The organism is Mesorhizobium sp. 113-3-9 (assembly GCF_016756515.1).
Taxonomy (GTDB): Bacteria; Pseudomonadota; Alphaproteobacteria; order Rhizobiales; family Rhizobiaceae; genus Mesorhizobium.
On record NZ_AP023246.1, the window covers coordinates 7297795 to 7314409 of the forward strand.

Below are 16615 nucleotides of genomic sequence, written 5' to 3' on the forward strand. Positions count from 1 at the left end.
CTCAGGCCACCGGCTCAGGCGGCATCTTCGGGCCGAGATACATTTGCGGTAACGGGTTGGGCTGCCAGCTGACATCCGCCTTCTGCCCATAGATGAAGGGCATGGAATGCAGCGGCGTGATGCAAGGGTCCTCGATCTCGACAATGTCCTGCATCCGTTTGAAGGCCGCCTGGCGCTTGGCGAGATCGGTCGTCGTTTCAAGCTCGTGACCGAGCCGGTTGAACTCGGCATTGGTCCAGCCACCTGTCGACTGGAGGTCATTGGTCGGACCGATAATCTGCCACAGCATGGAAACGGGATCGGCGTAGAAGGCGCCGCCGGACGTGTCATTGATGCCGCCAATGTCGCCGACCTGCGTCCAGTTCTCACACATAATCAGCTTGACGTTGATCCCGGCAGCCTTCCACATCTCGACAAGCGCCTGGTTCTCGGCGAGCTGCATCGGATAATAGGTGCCGACGGAAGGGTAAGGGATTTCCTCGCCCCTGTAGGATGACTTGGCGAGCAGTTCCTTGACCTGCGCCGGATCATAGGACACCCCCTTGCGGTCGGGGTCGTTGATCTCGCTGAAGATCGGTAGCTGCCAGCTGGTCAGCGCTTTCGCCCGGCCGTCCCAGAGGCCGTCCGCCAGCGCACCGCGATCGATAGCGAGAGCGAGCGCGCGACGCAGATCGACATCTTTCAGGATGGGAGTCCTGAGCGGAGCAAATGTGAGAAAGCGGAACCACATGGCTTCGCCACCAACAATCGAGAGGCCGTTGACTCCCTCAATTTCGGCAATGTGGTCCGGAGTGATGTCTGTGACGATATCGTAATCGCCCGACTTCAGTCCGGCGATGCGCGCGGCGATTTCCGGCAGCCGCTTGAAGCGGATCGAGGCAAATGGCGGCTGACCTCCCCAATATTCGTCGTGCGCCACCAGCGTGATCTCGTCGCCATTGCGGACCTCGCCGATCTTGTAAGGGCCGGTGCCGATCGGCTTCGCCGCCCAGGCGTCATAGCTGCTGGCGCCAGCCCGTGCCCTGGCGCTGATGATCTGCGTGCCCCAGGCGCCGAGCCGCTGGGCGAAGACCGGATCCTCTGTCCTGGTGATCAAACGGACAGTGCGATCATTGATCTTCTGCACATCGGCAAGCGAGGAGAGGAAGTTGGCAAACACGGCCGCGCCCGGCGCTTTTTCGCCGCGCAGTCGATCCGGCCCGAGCGAGAAGACAACGTCATCCGCCGTCATTGTGGACCCGTCATGAAACTTCACATTGTCGCGCAACCTGATCTCATGGATCGTGGCGTCGATTTGCTTCAATGATGTCGCGAGCGCGAAATTCAGGCGAAAATTGTCGTTGTAGTCGGTCCGTAAAAGCTGATCGAAAATGCTGTATTGCACCCGCCAGGAAACGTTGGCGATGGAGGAGCCGTCCACCGGTTCCAGAATTGTGCGCAGGTCCTGAACGGCAATATTGAGGTTCGGCCGCCGGCCGGCTGCCGCCATGATCGTGTTCGGCAATGCTATTGCGCCAGCCGCCATGGCGCTCATGCCGAGAAATCTGCGACGTGTCGTTTGCATATCAAAATCCCCTCTCTTTCAGTCGGGATGACAATCGGAGCGAATGAAATCCGCTCCCGAGACGGGATGAGACATAGCGCGGTTATGTGACGGTTTTTTGCATGTTTGAGACGGATTGTGTTGGTTATTGAAATCAAATGGAAAAAATGTTTCACGATTGGGGCAGCCGTGCGGGCTGAAAGAAGAGGATCAAGTAGAGACCAGTGCGGGGTTGTGACGGTTTTGCGGATATAGAACTTCAACACCGGCGGCTTCGATCTTGTCCAGCATGTCCGATGCAGGCCTCCGGTCGGTGATGATCGCGGTAATCGCCGAATGGGGCAGGATGCGGTAGCGCGCCGACAAGCCGAATTTGCTGTGATCGGCGAGAATGACAATTTTCCGTGCTTGCTCGCAGAGCGTCGCAGCAAGCTCCTGTCCGACCTGTTCATGGTCGAAAACGCCATTCGGATGCACCGCATTGACGCCGATAAATGCGACGTCGATCTGCTGTTCGCGGAGTGTACGCAAGGCGGTGAATCCGCTTACGGTCCGGAAATCGACATTGAAATCGCCCCCCAGCATGACAACGCGATGCCGATGGCCTTCGGCCGCGGCGATGGCAGTATCGACCATGTTGGTGACGACGCGCATTTCCGGGAGGGCCGATATGCGGCTGGCCAACGACAGAATGGTGCTGCCGCCCCCGAAAAAGAGATTCTGACCGGACTTCAGAAGACCCAGGGCGATCTCAGCGATGGTGCTTTTTTCCGCGCGCTCGGAAACAGCTCGCGATGAGATGGCCAGCAGCTTTGGCTGTTGCGTTGCGACCGCGCCACCATGGACCCGTGCGACCAAGCCATCCTGCTCGAGCCGTTTGATATCCCGCCGCGCAGTCTCTTCTGAAATATTGAACCGCTGCATCAAATCTCGGATGCGCACTTCGCCATTCGCCTGGATGATTTCAACGAGCCTTTTATGACGATTGTAACTAAGCGACATGCTTCTCTCTCTCGCGGCATTCGAAAAAAGGCTATTCGGTTCACTGCGCAAATGTCACGTCAGGGCGTCGGTCTCAGAGGCCGTTGAGCGGCTTAAGGTGCGCCGCAGAGCTTTTGCCAGCCTTTCGTTTTCCGTCCGACTTCGAACCGTCAGGCGCAGATATCGATCTGCGTCGTTCATGGCTTGATAGCCGCATTCTCTTACGAGGACGGATTCGAACAGAACAAGGCGGCGCTTGAGCTCGGCAGCGGATAGCGAATTTTCAGGCAGCCGGCACAAGATGAAATTCGTTTGCGAAGGTACGACGTCGAGGCCCGGTACCGTCCGCAGCTCCTCGATGAACAGCTCTCTATCTTCTCGCAACATCTCTAGACTGTCTTCCAGTTCCTCTGCGAATTCGGGAAGCAGGAACAGTGTGTATTCCGCAATGCCGTTAATGTTCCACAGCGGCAGTTTCCGGCGCACGGCGGCAACGAGCGCGGGATCGCCAGCCATGAGGTAGGCGAGCCGGATTCCGCCAAGTCCGAAGACCTTTCCAAGGCTCTTCACCACGATCAAATTGTCACAGGACGGCACCAGATTCTCAACGCTGTTTGATCGGCCAGCAGCGGGGAAATCAATGAACGATTCATCCACGATCAGCCGCCGCCCTCGAGATCCTAGGGCCTCCGCCAGCCATGCCACGTCAGCATGATCAACAAGTCGACCGGTCGGATTGTTTGGATTTACAACGATTGCCGTATCCGCGCCTGTCGCCAGCACGAATTCCAGGAAAGCTCGAACGTCGAGATCGAAATAGGGCGGGGTGAGGACGAAGTTGTTCTTTTGTTCGTCATCGAGAGGTGTTTGAAAGCCGGCGAACGTCGGCACGGGAATCGCGATTGTTGGGTTCAGCGTTGAATAGAGCGCCTGGATGAGGTCGGTCACCCCGTTTCCGACTGCAATAAAGTCCGGCTGCTGCGAGGTCATCGTGCCAACAACTGAAGCGATATCGATCTGCTGAGAAGGATAGCATGTCAACACGCCTTCGAGCCTCGCCGCCAGCCGATCGTAAAAAGTCTTGGGAGGGAAGCGGGTATTGCAAAGAAGCATGTGCTCGGCGATTGGCTTGCGCCAATAACCTCCGACGCTGGTTTCCAGACGCCGCAGCACGTTCTCCTTGTCACACCGAAATTCCGCGATGGATGCGTCGACACCGTCGCAAATATCGAGCAGCTTCGAGCCAGCATTCAGCACATTGTCAGGCAACGCTACGTCCAGCTGGGACAGGCCCGCGACCAACGTGCTCAAGGCCTGATGCAGAGATACCGCGGCGCGGCTTTCGGCCAGAAGATTGCGTAGAACATCAGCACTCAATCGATAAATCCCGGTCGGCGCGTCGGGCCGCCAAGCGGAGCCGCGCAAACCTTTGTTGACATCGATACCGTCAAGAACCTCACTGTCGAAAAGCGGCGTTCCCCATATCAGAAGGGTATCGCCATTATGTTGGCAAAACTTCTCAATGAGATCGCCGTCATGCGCGTCGTGCCACGAAAGCGTATTTGTGCTGTCCTGCAGGCGGAACCCATCGAATGTGCCGCTGCTCAAGTTTTCAACGACGGTGACATCTTCAATGCCGTTTTCGACACAGGCATTGACGAGACGGTCCAAGAGCGGCTGACCGTTGATAGGAACCGACGGTGCATCGTAGCTGCCACTCCACAGATGTATTTTTGGCCCTGCGAAATCGAGGACAAAAATAGCTCGGGTCGTATCGGCCATCTCGGACTCCTTTCTTCTGAAGGAAACAAAAAGCGCGCGTAGAAGCGCCCATTCCCAAAATCAAAACGACCCACTGGCGCTCGAAGTATCCCGTGATGCGTTCATACCGGCGTCATCCGAAGCCTATAGGGGGCTTTGGTTTCGATCGGTCTCTTCCAGGTGCAACATGACCCACACCAATCCATCCAGGCCTACCGCTCGTTTTCAGACGCCTGCCTCGATAAAGCCGCGCGCTCCTACGAAAGCGATTCTGATCCTCATGGACGGCGTAAGCGCGGACTATTTCGAAAAGCACAAACATCGGTTGCCGACGCTTCTTCGTTTGGCAGGAGACGGTCTGTCCATCACTCGCCTGCGCTCAACGGTGCCGGGAACGTCGATGCCGGGGCGCGCAAGCATGCTAACCGGCGCGGCGCCTCAAGCGAACGGGATCTACGGAAACCACATTGTGCGAGATGGCTCGTTTGTCTGCGCCGACGCGTCTGATCTGCGGGTTCCGACCATTGCAAAGCTTGCCAAAAATAGCGGGCTTGATGTCGCGTCCATCGGCGCTGGGTTGATCGACCCAGCCGATTGCGATGTCTTCGTCCCGGCCTGGTGGGAACGAGGGTTTCTCCAGGGAAGCCGGTCATTTAAGAGCCTGCCCGAAAACCGCATCGCTCGCTCGCGCATGATCAAAGATCCAAACGGACGGTTGCGAGCCGCCGGCGTGCTCGATCTCTTCGGCTTCCCGTCCAGTCGTGACACCGTTGCGAGCACTCCTCTCGTTGCGGGCCTGGCCGCGGATCATCTCATGATCGGGGCTGCAGGAGCGCTGGCTTGCTCGGAGAACCCGCCTGATCTCATTTTGACCGAGATCGACATGACGGATTCGATTCAGCATCAGTTCGGATACGAAAGCGAGGCGGCACATTGGTCTATCGCCGCGGCCGACATGATGATTGGCGCTCTCATCGAAGGACTGAGGCGAGTCGGGCGGGAAGACGATTACGCGATCGTAGTCGCAAGTGACCATGGACATAGCGCCGTCCACACAACCATTTATCCGGATGCGATCATCCCTGACTTGCTTTGGGAAAGTGAAGGAGCGACGCTCCATGTCCTGGTTGACGGAGCTCATGACCGCAGAATCGCAGACGGACTGTTGGCGCGCTTCCAAGTGGAGCCGTGGTCGAGCGACCATGTTCCGGTAAATGAACGTGATTGCATAGCGACCTATGTCGCACCTCCTGGACACTCCTTCGAGGAGACCGTTGGAGCCACGCAAGAAGCTGGCCCGACGGGCAGACCTCGATACTTGTCCACCCACGGTTTTCGACCGGGCAGCGCGGAGGACGATCGGATATGCCTGTTGAGCATCCCTGGAATGCAACCTTGCAAAATTGCCTGGGGCTCCGCTGAAGAGTTCACGCCAACCATTGCTCAGATCTTGGGATTGTCCGACGCCCCGTTTTCGGCAAGGGGTCTTCTGTAAGATGCCCGCAAGCGACCGCCTGCGGTCTCGCATATTCGTCATGAGAATACCTCTTTGAAGAATATCCCAAGGTTGGCCAACAGCCAGAACTTCCGACCAAACGAGTCTGAAGGATTTCGTCGTCCGGCCTCGAACCAACGCCACAAAGCAGCAGGATCGAACAAATCTCCCAGTGGAGAGTCCTTATCAAACAGCAGCCTTCGATATTCCGTTGCTCCCTCGCCAACGGCCCACTGACCCAGTGGCAGCGGAAATCCCATCTTTTTGCGAGATAGAACAGATCTGGGCAAGACGCTCCGGTATTCCCTTCTTAAGGGGAATTTTGAGACATCGAGACGTTCGCTGAAGGAAGCAACCGGATGCCACAGTGCCTGGACCGAAGCGATTGGAGACCTCCACCTCAACCGCTGTGAGCCGGGCATCGCCATTGCGGCGGTAACGAGCTGGTGATCGGTATAAGGAACGCGAGCTTCAAGCCCAGCTGCCATTGTGGTGTTGTCAACCATTTCCAGCAATGCGGGCAAATGCGTAGAGACGAGAACATATGAGATCTTGCTAAAGAAATCTCCGCCGGCCTCTGCAAATTGAGTCGAGAAGTGATCGAACAGAGCCATCTCGTGCTCCCTTCGTATCCGCCCATCGATGGCAAGCGAGCGGATTTCATCGGTCGGGAAGTAGCTGTAACGCGCCAGGAAGAACTGCAATTGACTGCAATGGACGTCGAGTCCGAGGCGCCGGCGTGCGACCTGGGCAAGAGCACGTGGTAATGCGGCGATGATCTTGCTTCGATTGTAATCATACGGCGTACGGAACAATCGGCTGTAGCCAGCAAAAATCTCATCGGCACCCTCGCCGGTGAGGACGACCTTATGCTCCTTCGAAATCGCCTTTGCGAGCGTAAACATTGCGATTTCGTTATGCATCCCAAGCGGATGTCCGCGCAGGCGAACCAGCTCTGACACAGCGTAGATATCGGAAGGTTCTCCAATTGGGACGACCCGGTGAGTGAGCCCAAATTCTGCGGCGACCTCCATCGCATAAGCCGTCTCGTCATAATCGGCGGTCTCGACCTTGCCGGTATAGCAGATCGGACGGATTTGGGAGCGGGCGGACGCCTCATAGGCGAGGATGCTCGAGTCAAGTCCACCGGACAACAATGCGGCGACCGGTACGTCAGCCACCAGCTGACGTTCGACGGCGCTTCCGAGTAGTCTGCGTATGTCGGAGTAGTCGGGCTTACATCGCGAAATGCGCTCTGACAGATTCCACCAACGTTCGGACGTGTGTCGCCCATTTCTTATTTCGAGGAGATGGCCGGGCTCTAACTTGGAAATCCCGGCGAACAGCGTTCTGGCGCCGACAACCGCGCGATAGGAAAGAAAACTGAGCGCGCCGATCATGTCGGGTCCGCGCATGACGCCCGGCCAGCGAATGAGAGCGTTCGGCTGCGACGCAAACAGAAGCCCAACATCGCAAATCGAGTAGTAGAGGGGTTTTACCCCCAAACGATCTCGGGCGATGAGAACAAGCGATTTCCGTGGATCGAAAAGCGCGAAGGCAAACATCCCGTCAAGGCGGTTTAAGAATGACTTTCCCCAAGCAATATAGCTAAGAATTAGAACCTCGGTGTCGGACACCGTCGAAAAGGAAAAACCCATATCCCTCAATTCAGCTCTAATTTCCCGATAGTTGAATATCTCGCCGTTGTACGTCACCACCACTCCGGTATTGTCATCGCGATAGGGCTGATTGGCGCGAGAATGAGCGTCGACAATCGATAGCCGTCGATGCGCGAATGCGACCGATTGATCAATGTATAGGCCGCTGGCATCAGGCCCGCGATGAGCGAGAGCCTCAGCGCAACGCTCAACGGCCTCAGCACAAACGGGTGTTCCCTCGTTTTTGAGGACTATCCCAAAGATTCCGCACATTGGGGTCGCTCTCTTGGCACGAATAACGCCAACTACGTGCTCGGCTTTTCGCCGATCATCTGGATGCAGCCATCGCCGAACCAGAAGCGGGCCAGCGGGTGGTCATAATGACGGTACATCGGAGCGAGAAAGCGCCGAAGATTATGGAAATTTTTTGTATACCTTGAGATCCTGCGGATCTTCTCGAAGCCGCACTCGCCATACCAGCCTCGGATTTGTACCTCTGTGAAGGCGAACTCGTGATAGGTCGGCGCCTGGAAACGATCCCGGATCGTCACGAACAAATCATCGTCAAAAAGGCTCCGAAAGAATTCGTTTTCGCCGGGTATATATTCTTCCTCTTCGCCGTCCTTTATTCTCAACATCCAGTTGATGGCTTCGCGTGCGGTGGATGCGTCCAGATTGTCGATGGAACTGCGGAATTGACCGTCGCTTTGGTAGAGTTCTCGCAAGTGATTGATGCATCGGTAAATGACGCCGTTGGCGGTGCCCATAATCGTCAAAAAGAAGTTGCCGCCGGGGCGGGTTACACGGGCAAGCTCTTCAAAGCCTTTTTTCGGATTGCTGGTGTTCGGCAAAACCCCTGCGCAATGGACAAAATCGAAACTGAAGTCGTCAAACGGCAGATCGAGCACACTGCCCGCGACCAGTTCCGAGCGCGGCCCAAATCGGCTGAGGCGTTTGCGCGCGCAATCCATCCAATCATTGCTCAATTCAAGCGAAACAACGTTTCGTGCCCCCTTGTCGAGAAACGCATAGGACGCATTCGCGTTGGAGCCGCAGCCCGCGTCCAGGACATCAAGACCGCGGAAGCTACCGGTAGGCAAGCCGAAATATTCCTCCTCGATCAGAGAGACCAACCTGTCGAATATGTGGTCGTCATTCTCCTGCTGGCGCTGGTAGCGATCAAAGACGGTGCGAGTTTCGGCCTCGAAAGAGTTCTCCATGTATTCTCTTCCCTATAGCTGCAAACTGATTCACTTTGTGAGCAAGGCGACAGATCCGGCTGCGGCGAGTGTAAGGTTACCCAAGCGCAACGCACTGCCGGTACCTGGAAATTTGAAGTTTGAAAGATGCAGGACCGACAGCACAAACCCTGCACCGATCAATAGGTTGCCCAGGCCTTGCACCGGCAAGTGATGGTCGGCGACGAAGAGGAACGCCAACACGAAGAGATTATTGTTCAACGGCAATCCTCTGCCGAATCCGTCAGCGTCCAGTCCGAACGTCGAAAAATAGCTGAGGCGCAGAGCCCCTGACAGGATGAGGCAGTTGGCAGCCAACAATGCGAGAACGGAGAACGCGTTGAAGGACAAAATCAGAACCGCTGGAAAGACGGCTGCGTAGACCAAATCAAGCAGCCCGTCCAACGCGCCACCCAGCTGTGCCATCAAAGCGGACCGGTTCGGGGAACTCTTCGCGACCATGCCGTCGGCATCATCTGCCAAAAGAGCCCACAAGCCGAAACAGATGCCAATCTCGAAGCGCCCGATCAAAGCAAAGTAGATCGCCGTGGTGGCCAATATCAGCCCAAGGGCTGTAATGGCATTTGCAGCGTCGAACAGATAGCGGATCATCCTCCTACCCCCGCCACGGCGGCCGGCGCGTCGGCACTATGTCTGTGAGGTCGCTCGAAGGCGAAAATCCTTTCCGCTACCCGCAGGTCCTGTTCACTGTCGATCTCGTACCATCGCAAATCGTCACATCGCGCCGCGGCGAGTTGCAGTCCGCGCTGCTCGATGAGATGCGCGAGCAGCTCCTCGGTATAGGCTTTGATTGCGCCCGAGCCGATCAGGTCGTGGAGGACCGGGACGATCACCGTTTGGAGTTCGGCGCCAGAGAACCGGATGAGGTTCATCATCTTGAAGAGCACCGGGGTGCCTGATGCCAGATTTGCCGCCGTCTGCTTCAACCGGACTTCGGATATGAAGCCGTCGCTGGAAAGGACGGCCGCGGATCCTTCCATGGATGGATCGAAGGGCGCGACCGCAGCGGCATTGGGCGCCTCGACCCTGATCAGGTGGCGCAGTGCATCTTCTTCGAAGAAGACGTCACCTTCGAGGAGATAACAGTCGCCGGAAAGAAGCGTGTCGCGTGCCAGCCAGAGCGAGTACGCGCTCCCTGTCTTGTCGAAGACCGAGGACTCGACATAGTTGATTTCAAGTCTGCCGAAGCGTTCGCCACAGGCATGGCGAATGGCATCCTTGCGATAGCCGACAACAATCGTCACCTCTTCAACTCCCACCGTCTGAAGGTTCCACAGTGCATTGTAAAGTATCGGTGTGCCGTTGACTTCGACGAGGGGCTTGGGACACAGATCGGTCAGCGGACGCAGGCGGGAGCCGAAGCCGGCAGCGAGAATGACGGCTTTCCTGGGAGCAGCGGGAGGCATCTCATTCACCTCTTTCGTTGTGTTGCGGTGTCATTTCCAGGAGTTGAGGAATTCGACGAGCCGGGCCAGGCCGGTCGCGAGTTTTTCAGATGGAATTCCATAGGACAGGCGCAGGCCGGCGGGGTCACCGAACGCGGCGCCCGACACAGCTGCGACGCCAGTTTCGGCAAGCAGTGCCGTCACGATATCGTCGGCTGTCGTTGAGGCGCCGTCTTCCGATGCCGATCGCAGCAGATGGGAAAGGTCGAGATAGAAATAGAAGCCGCCTTGCGCCCTGGGGACCGGTACACGCGTCAACCAAGCAAGCACGTCAAGACCGATCCGTCTGGCGCTTGTGAGGCGTGAACGCAGCTTGCCTTCATAGTCCGAGCCACCCCTTTGCAAATGGGCGAGCACCGCGTGCTGGGCAATTACGTTTGGATTCGAAGTGGTGTGCGATTGCAGCGCGTTGACGGCATTGATCACCTCTTTTGGACCCGCCAGATAGCCGATGCGCCAGCCGGTCAATGCCAGCGATTTGCTGAAGGAGCTGACGATCAGCGCGCGTGCTCGAATTTCGGGGGCGACCGAGACGATCGGATGGTGGGTATGATCCTCATGCACGAAGTCGCCATAGCACTCGTCGAAAATGATCCACAGGTTGTGGCTGACCGCCAGTTGAGCGATGGCCATCAGGGTCTCAACATCGTAGACCGCACCGGCCGGATTGCTGGGCGTGTTGACGACGATCGCCCGCGTTCGTTCGGTGACCGCCTCCTTGATGTGCTCGGGGCGCGGGACGTAACCGTTGGATCTGGTGTCGACGAAGACCGGTGTGCCGCCGGCGATTAGCACCTGGGCCGGAAACGTTGTCCAGTAAGGCGCCGGGATGATGACCTCGTCGCCCGGGTTCAGCAGCACCATTGCGGCATTGAACAAGGCCTGCTTCGCTCCGGACGTCACGGCAACTTCCTCGGCCTTCCAGATCTGTCCGGTATCGAGGGAGATCTTCCGCGCCAGTGCCTCGCGCAGCTCCACCATGCCAACCGTATCGGTATAGCGATTGACGCCCTTATTGATGGCGTCGATCGCGCCGTCGCGAATCGTGGGAGCAAGCTCGCTCCAGATCTCGCCGGCGGTCAGATCGACGATCTCCTTGCCAGCATCGGCCGCCGCTTTTGCGGCAGCGCGCGCCGCGGCGGTACCCGATGTACCGAACAGGTTTGTCCGATGCGCAAGCATGTGCGCTCCCGTTTTCGTTTGCTTTCAAAGACGGGCTGGGCCTGCTACCGCACGCCGGTCGCCGTCTGCGGCAGATATTTCTCTTCCGCCGCTGAGAGTTCCTGGTAATTGAGCAGATCGAAGAGTTCGTCGAGCGTCGCCACCTCGTCCTCGATACCGGCGGTACTTTCTTCGCGGAGGATGCGGTCGCAGACCTGGCGCATGGCCGAGATCGCCGCGCGCATGTTGTGGTTCGCCCATATGACCGTGGAGATTCCGGCCGCCCGATACGCGGAGACCGGTGTGCGGTAATATTTCGTAGGCACGATCACGACCGGAAGGCGGTTCTGCCAGGCGCGCGTGAAGGCGAAAATCTGCTCAGCGTTGGACTTGCGGGAATGAATCAGAATAGCATCGGCGCCGGCCTCAGCGTAGGCTTGTGCTCGCGCCAGCGCCTCATCCTCTCCGCGGCCGGCGATGAGCGCCTCGATCCGGGCGACCAGAACGAACTCCGCATCCGGCACTTGGTCCTTCACCGCCTTAAGCCGGCCGCAGAACTCGGGAATATCGGCCAACGGGTGCCGATCACCGATGAACGAGTTCATTTTCGGGAACGCCGTGTCCTCGATACATATGCCGCTCGCGCCATGTTGGCGCAGCTTGCGGGCGACCAAACGGGCATTGTTGAAGTTCCCGAACCCGCTGTCCCCGTCGACGAGGACTGGAATGTCCACCGTGTCGGAAATTCGCTCAACGACATCGACGAGTTGGGACCAGGAAGCTTCGTTCGCATCTCGATATCCGAGACTGGATGAAATCGAGAGGCCGGACGCCCAGAGCGCCTTGAAGCCAGCGCGCTCGGCAATCGCCGCCGAAAGGCCGTCATGAGCCTCCATTGCGAAGGCGAGTTCACTGGACGCGATCATTCGGCGCAAGCTCTCTCGCGTCTGCGCACCAGACTGCCTCTCCACCATACGGTCTCACCTCCACCGACGCTGTCCAGCCGACAAGCCTGTCATCGCTGCCGACGAAGTACTTTCAGAGGCGAACCGCTCTGCCCACCGATCGGCGATCTGCCACTGTCGTGCACACATACAGAATCAATGAAGCAAGGCGCGTGCCGAATTGGCGAACCACCTGCGCCGCACCAGTTCTCCATACCGGCGGGCCAGGTCCCCTCTCGACATTTGTCGGGCTTCCGACATCCTCGTCCAACTTCGGACACAAGAGGGGTAGCGGGAGTGGCTATTCGTCTACGCCATGGCGGCCGTTCCGAGGCTGCCGATCAACGGTCTCAAGCGAGATGGACAGGGAGCGGAAGACCGGCGGTCCGTGCAGGCAAGGACGGACGACGTTGGTCTTCGATCCCGGTGATCGCCGGTCGGCTTGATTATTTATCCATGCCTCATGGACGAAGTGTCGAGCATCGGCATGCGAGATTTCAGCTCCCCCAGTGGCCGTTCCGAACTTCAAGCCTTGACCTAACCAAGCGACTTGTTGATCGATGGGATGATCTTGTCTCCCCAGAGCTCAATCTGGCGTAGCATCGTCTTTTGGTCGAAATCTCCCAATTGGGTCTGAATTGCGATCTGGTCCGGCTTCAGGATACTTATCTCTTCCAGCAGGCGATCGATGACGCGACTTACGCTGCCGATCGGCAGGTTCTGGCGCATGGTCTCGAACGACAGATCCTGCTGCGTCGGTGTTTCCTGCAGCAGATAGCCGTCCCGGCTCTGCTGGCGGCGCTGATGAAATGCTTCAGATAGCCGGCGCTGGAAGCGGGCGTTGTCGAGATAGCTGTCGATCTCCGCCTGATCGTCGCTGGCATAGCAGCAGCGCAGAAGCCCTATCTTGGCGGCGGTGACATCCTTACCCCGCGAGGCCGCTGCTGCCTCGATGGTCTCACGCAGCGTTCTTAAGTTTTCCAAGCCGTTGTGGAACGCCGTGACGAAAAGATTGTGGCCCTCACGATAGGCCCGGCACATGCTTCGCGCGGACCCGCAGGCGATCCAGATCGGTGGGGCTGGCCTTTGGATGGTGCGCAGCGAAATCGCCGTTAAAGGTATCTTCTCATACTGGCCATTGTGCTCGAAGACCTTCTGGTTAAGGCCCTTGAGAAGGATATCCAGGTATTCCGCAAACACGGCCGGCGCCTGATCGACATCGACGCCGAAGCGCTCGAACTCGAACTGCTGGTATCCCGAGCCGACGCCGAGTTCGAGGCGGCCGTTCGAAACGATCTCGGCAAAGCCGATCTCGGAGAGCAGGCGCTGCGGTTGATATAGCGGCAGCACACACACACCGGTGCCAAGGCGAATGGTGCTCGTAAGGCCAGCACAGTGCGCCACCATCATCAAGGGCGAGGGAACCAGGCTGTAATTGTTGAAGTGGTGCTCGGCGAACCAAGCGGTGTTGAAGCCAGCCTGCTCTGAAGCGATTGTCTGTTCAATGGAGTTACCGATGACGCTGTCGCACGATTGATGATAGCCTCGCTGGGCCGCCAAGATGAACGTCGCGAATTCCATGGCGTGTCCCTCGTTTACACAAAGTGGCCAATCAAGCCTTCGACTTGTGCCGATTGCGGGTGGGTCGCGGTATCGATGCGGCCTGGCGACGACGTAGTCGACGATCTTGCGCAAAGCCGCTTATCGTTCGGCGGCCGCAGGCAAGCGCCAAAACCTGGCTAGTCATTCGACCCTGATGACGAGTTTTCCGTCACCGATGAAGACGATCACTTGGCAAGCCGCGCTTGGCACGTTCCATGCAGCCGCAGTCTCAATCCTCGAACCTCGTCGGCTTCGACGAACCGCAACCCGTCGCCGGCGAACATTCCGTTGGATTTTCTTGATCGGTTGGCTGGGCGTTTCGCGCGTCAGCCAACGAGGTCAAGCCGCCGTCCACGTAGAGGGTCGAGCCGTTTACGTATGAGGCATCAGGCGAGGCCAGAAAGAACACTGCCTCGGCGACGTCTTCGGGCTCTCCCATCCGCCCCATCGGGATGCGCCGTTTGATCGCTACGGAATCGATGCAGCCGGACTCGACCAACTGAGCAATGTCAGGCGTACGGATATAGCCAAGAGCGACGGTGGCCGTTCGGATGCCGACCGACCCGAGTTCGGCCGCCATGCACCGGGTCAGAATGTTCATACCCGCCCTGGACGCCCCATAGGCATGGCGCGGCACGAAGGGCAGGAAACTATTGATCGATCCAAGATTGAGGATTACGCCGCCGGCGTCCATCGACTTGATCGCCTCGCGCGCGCAGGTGAAGGTGCCGGTGAGATTGACGTCCAGCACCCGCTCGATCTGTTGCGGGATTTCGATCCCTCGCACAAACGTATCGGCAATAGCAGCACAGTTGACGAGGACCTCGATGCGACCGAAGCGCCCCCGTATTTCCTCGAACAGCGCCACCACGTCGCTCTCGACCGCCAAGTCGACGGATTTCGCCACGTGCCTGCCGCCCAGCAAATCAGCGAGTTCTGCCGCCCCAGCACCATCTTTATCAGCAATCACGACTGTGTCGGAGTTCGCGGCAAAGCGGCGAACGACGGCGGCGCCTATACCGTTCGCGCCGCCCGTCACGACCACTGTGCGCGCGCCAGTTCGTTCGGCCGGCCGGAAGAGTTCGCCTCGAGGCGTCTCGTCGACCGGCGGGTGCGCGTCGCCCGGCTGGTTGAACGACATCCAACCGCCGTCGACCGTCAGCACCGATCCTGTGATGTAGCCCGTCTGTGCGCTGGCCAAAAAACGCACGGCCCGAGCGATCTCGTCGGGGCGCGCCATTCGCCCCATGGGCACGCGGCGGCGCACGGCCGCGAGGTCCATCTTGCCCGCACGTTCCAGTTCCGCCACCATCGGCGTGCGCACGTATCCTGGCGCTACCGCCGTTACGCGGATGCCGCGCGAGGCCCACTCGCATGCAAGCGATCTCGTGAGAGCGATCAAGCCTGCCTTCGAGCTGGCATAGGCGTTGCGCTTGGGATTGCCGAGCACGCCCGCCAGCGAAGCGACGTTGACAATGGCAGCGCCGGGCTGCATGCGCCTCGCCGCTTCGCCGGCCATGATGAAAGGCCCGATCAGATTTGTTGCCAGCACGCGTCGGAAGGCCTCGAAACCGGTGTCGATAGTCGCAGCCATGGCGGGTCCTATCGCCGCGTTGTTGACGAGAACATCGATTTTCGCGAACTGCGCTTCGATGCGGCCGTATAGGGCGACAATGTCCTCTTCTCGTGAGACATCGCATTCGAGGCCCAGATGCGGATGGCCGAGACCGCCGGCCAGTTCAAGAACGCCGCTGCCAGGAAGGTCCACCGCAACGACGATGTCTCCATCGGCGGCAACGATCTCGACCAGCGCACGGCCGATTCCGCCTGCCGCTCCCGTTATGATGACGACCCGTCCTGCCTGCTTCATATGAACCTCTCCGCAGCCAGCGTCAGAGATATCGACGCGAGTCAGCCGCAAGACCGGTCGCGGACGTCCTGGTGACGGCGAGTTTCCATACCGGGTAGACGTGTTGCGTTCCGCGACCGCTCCCGCGACGCGGCTCCGCAATTGGGAGCCTTGGAAAGCATTGTGGTGACATGCATGGCATTTTCATTTTGATGACGAGCTGCGGCGCTTCCTGAGCGCGTAAACCGGGTCATTGGGATGCGCTGCTCCGATCGGTTGCCGCAAGCCGAACCGTTCTGCCTCGGGGACCGCTGGTGGGGTCTGCTCTTCGAGCCAATCGTAAACGACGGTCCGTTCGGCAATGCGCCACGCCCCTTCCCTCTTCTGAAAAAGATCGCAGTAACGGCCGCAGAGAAGCACCTGGCGTGCTTCTCCGTCATTGTCTGGTCCGCGTTGCAGCGCGGTGAAATAGCTTTCGACCACGGCCTCCGACGGGTCGATGAATTCGATCAAGACGTTCGTGATCTGGTGGATTAAGCGCGGTCCGGTTTTGAAGAGACCAAGCGCAAACTCAAAGAAGCCCTCGGCTGAGCCGCGATAGGCACCGTGATTGTCATGCGCATCGGGCCAATATGCACTGCGCAGCGCAGCCTCATCCGCGCGGTCTATGCCGCGGCAGTACCGATAAAGGCAGTCGCGGATCGCCTCGCGGTCGCGCAGTTCGGTGATTTTTGCCTGGCCCATCGCTCTGTCGCAAATTTGAGATTGGAAGAGGCGTTTCGTGCCTCTAGGTGCGTGCAAGGTCGAACCGATCGGCAACTGAAGAAGCCAGAACGGAGACGAACTTCACGTGTCGCGTGCGTGTCATTGAGGTCTCGATGCCGGAGAGGAGGTTGGCAGGGAAGCGGCCGGACATC

13 protein-coding genes are annotated in these 16615 nt (G+C 58.5%); 1 reads left to right on the plus strand and 12 read right to left on the minus strand.

What is annotated here, in order from left to right; genetic code table 11:
• Window position 1: 1 nt before the first annotated feature.
• The 3 genes from MesoLj_RS34855 to MesoLj_RS34865 form a co-directional block, all read right to left on the minus strand.
• Window positions 2-1564, minus strand: coding sequence for an ABC transporter substrate-binding protein (locus MesoLj_RS34855; RefSeq protein WP_202324368.1), 1563 nt, complete (start codon window positions 1562-1564; stop codon window positions 2-4).
• 189 nt (window positions 1565-1753) lie between these two features.
• On the minus strand, window positions 1754-2545 hold the full coding sequence (locus MesoLj_RS34860) for a DeoR/GlpR family DNA-binding transcription regulator (protein ID WP_202324370.1): 792 nt from the start codon (window positions 2543-2545) through the stop codon (window positions 1754-1756).
• A 54-nt stretch (window positions 2546-2599) separates the two neighbouring features.
• Window positions 2600-4306 carry a pyridoxal phosphate-dependent aminotransferase gene (locus tag MesoLj_RS34865; RefSeq protein WP_202324374.1) on the minus strand — a complete coding sequence of 569 codons (1707 nt, stop codon included), beginning with the start codon at window positions 4304-4306 and terminating at the stop codon, window positions 2600-2602.
• 166 nt (window positions 4307-4472) lie between these two features.
• Here MesoLj_RS34865 and MesoLj_RS34870 point away from each other — a divergent pair, with 166 nt between their 5' ends.
• Window positions 4473-5780: an alkaline phosphatase family protein gene (locus tag MesoLj_RS34870; protein WP_202324376.1), complete on the plus strand. Its 1308-nt coding sequence runs from the start codon at window positions 4473-4475 to the stop codon at window positions 5778-5780.
• 38 nt (window positions 5781-5818) lie between these two features.
• Here MesoLj_RS34870 and asnB read toward each other — a convergent pair whose 3' ends face one another.
• From asnB to MesoLj_RS34915, 9 genes are all read right to left on the minus strand, one after another.
• Window positions 5819-7711 (minus strand): asparagine synthase (glutamine-hydrolyzing), encoded by a 1893-nt coding sequence (gene asnB, locus MesoLj_RS34875; RefSeq protein ID WP_202324380.1) that lies wholly within the window; start codon window positions 7709-7711, stop codon window positions 5819-5821.
• A 32-nt stretch (window positions 7712-7743) separates the two neighbouring features.
• The gene (locus MesoLj_RS34880) at window positions 7744-8658 is read right to left on the minus strand and encodes a class I SAM-dependent methyltransferase (protein WP_202324382.1); all 915 of its coding nucleotides are present in this window, start codon (window positions 8656-8658) and stop codon (window positions 7744-7746) included.
• 30 nt (window positions 8659-8688) lie between these two features.
• Entirely contained in the window at window positions 8689-9288 is a 600-nt protein-coding gene (locus MesoLj_RS34885) for a phosphatidylcholine/phosphatidylserine synthase (protein ID WP_199201497.1), read from the minus strand.
• Entirely contained in the window at window positions 9285-10103 is an 819-nt protein-coding gene (locus tag MesoLj_RS34890) for a phosphocholine cytidylyltransferase family protein (RefSeq protein WP_202324385.1), read from the minus strand. The genes MesoLj_RS34885 and MesoLj_RS34890 overlap by 4 nt, the downstream gene beginning before the upstream one ends.
• Before the next feature lie 30 nt (window positions 10104-10133).
• A complete protein-coding gene (locus MesoLj_RS34895) occupies window positions 10134-11324 on the minus strand; it encodes an aminotransferase class I/II-fold pyridoxal phosphate-dependent enzyme (RefSeq protein ID WP_202324388.1) in 1191 nt (396 codons plus the stop codon).
• Window positions 11325-11368: 44 nt separating this feature from the next.
• Window positions 11369-12277, minus strand: a complete 909-nt coding sequence (gene aepX / locus MesoLj_RS34900) for a phosphoenolpyruvate mutase (protein ID WP_010913588.1) — start codon at window positions 12275-12277, stop codon at window positions 11369-11371.
• Between the two features lie 507 nt (window positions 12278-12784).
• The gene (locus tag MesoLj_RS34905) at window positions 12785-13828 is read right to left on the minus strand and encodes an LLM class flavin-dependent oxidoreductase (RefSeq protein ID WP_202324391.1); all 1044 of its coding nucleotides are present in this window, start codon (window positions 13826-13828) and stop codon (window positions 12785-12787) included.
• A gap of 250 nt (window positions 13829-14078) precedes the next feature.
• Window positions 14079-15719, minus strand: coding sequence for an SDR family oxidoreductase (locus MesoLj_RS34910; protein WP_202324393.1), 1641 nt, complete (start codon window positions 15717-15719; stop codon window positions 14079-14081).
• A gap of 183 nt (window positions 15720-15902) precedes the next feature.
• Entirely contained in the window at window positions 15903-16442 is a 540-nt protein-coding gene (locus MesoLj_RS34915) for a nuclear transport factor 2 family protein (protein WP_010913584.1), read from the minus strand.
• Window positions 16443-16615 lie beyond the last annotated feature (173 nt).

What these genes read in the sequence shown, in the direction of transcription:
- MesoLj_RS34895 (WP_202324388.1), bottom strand. Translation starts at nt 11,324, where the DNA reads ATGCTTGCGCATCGGACAAACCTGTTCGGTACATCGGGTACCGCCGCG.
- aepX (WP_010913588.1), bottom strand. Translation starts at nt 12,277, where the DNA reads ATGGTGGAGAGGCAGTCTGGTGCGCAGACGCGAGAGAGCTTGCGCCGA.
- MesoLj_RS34860 (WP_202324370.1), bottom strand. Translation starts at nt 2,545, where the DNA reads ATGTCGCTTAGTTACAATCGTCATAAAAGGCTCGTTGAAATCATCCAG.
- MesoLj_RS34885 (WP_199201497.1), bottom strand. Translation starts at nt 9,288, where the DNA reads ATGATCCGCTATCTGTTCGACGCTGCAAATGCCATTACAGCCCTTGGG.
- MesoLj_RS34905 (WP_202324391.1), bottom strand. Translation starts at nt 13,828, where the DNA reads ATGGAATTCGCGACGTTCATCTTGGCGGCCCAGCGAGGCTATCATCAA.
- asnB (WP_202324380.1), bottom strand. Translation starts at nt 7,711, where the DNA reads ATGTGCGGAATCTTTGGGATAGTCCTCAAAAACGAGGGAACACCCGTT.
- MesoLj_RS34855 (WP_202324368.1), bottom strand. Translation starts at nt 1,564, where the DNA reads ATGCAAACGACACGTCGCAGATTTCTCGGCATGAGCGCCATGGCGGCT.
- MesoLj_RS34890 (WP_202324385.1), bottom strand. Translation starts at nt 10,103, where the DNA reads ATGCCTCCCGCTGCTCCCAGGAAAGCCGTCATTCTCGCTGCCGGCTTC.
- MesoLj_RS34915 (WP_010913584.1), bottom strand. Translation starts at nt 16,442, where the DNA reads ATGGGCCAGGCAAAAATCACCGAACTGCGCGACCGCGAGGCGATCCGC.
- MesoLj_RS34880 (WP_202324382.1), bottom strand. Translation starts at nt 8,658, where the DNA reads ATGGAGAACTCTTTCGAGGCCGAAACTCGCACCGTCTTTGATCGCTAC.
- MesoLj_RS34910 (WP_202324393.1), bottom strand. Translation starts at nt 15,719, where the DNA reads ATGAAGCAGGCAGGACGGGTCGTCATCATAACGGGAGCGGCAGGCGGA.
- MesoLj_RS34870 (WP_202324376.1), top strand. Translation starts at nt 4,473, where the DNA reads ATGACCCACACCAATCCATCCAGGCCTACCGCTCGTTTTCAGACGCCT.
- MesoLj_RS34865 (WP_202324374.1), bottom strand. Translation starts at nt 4,306, where the DNA reads ATGGCCGATACGACCCGAGCTATTTTTGTCCTCGATTTCGCAGGGCCA.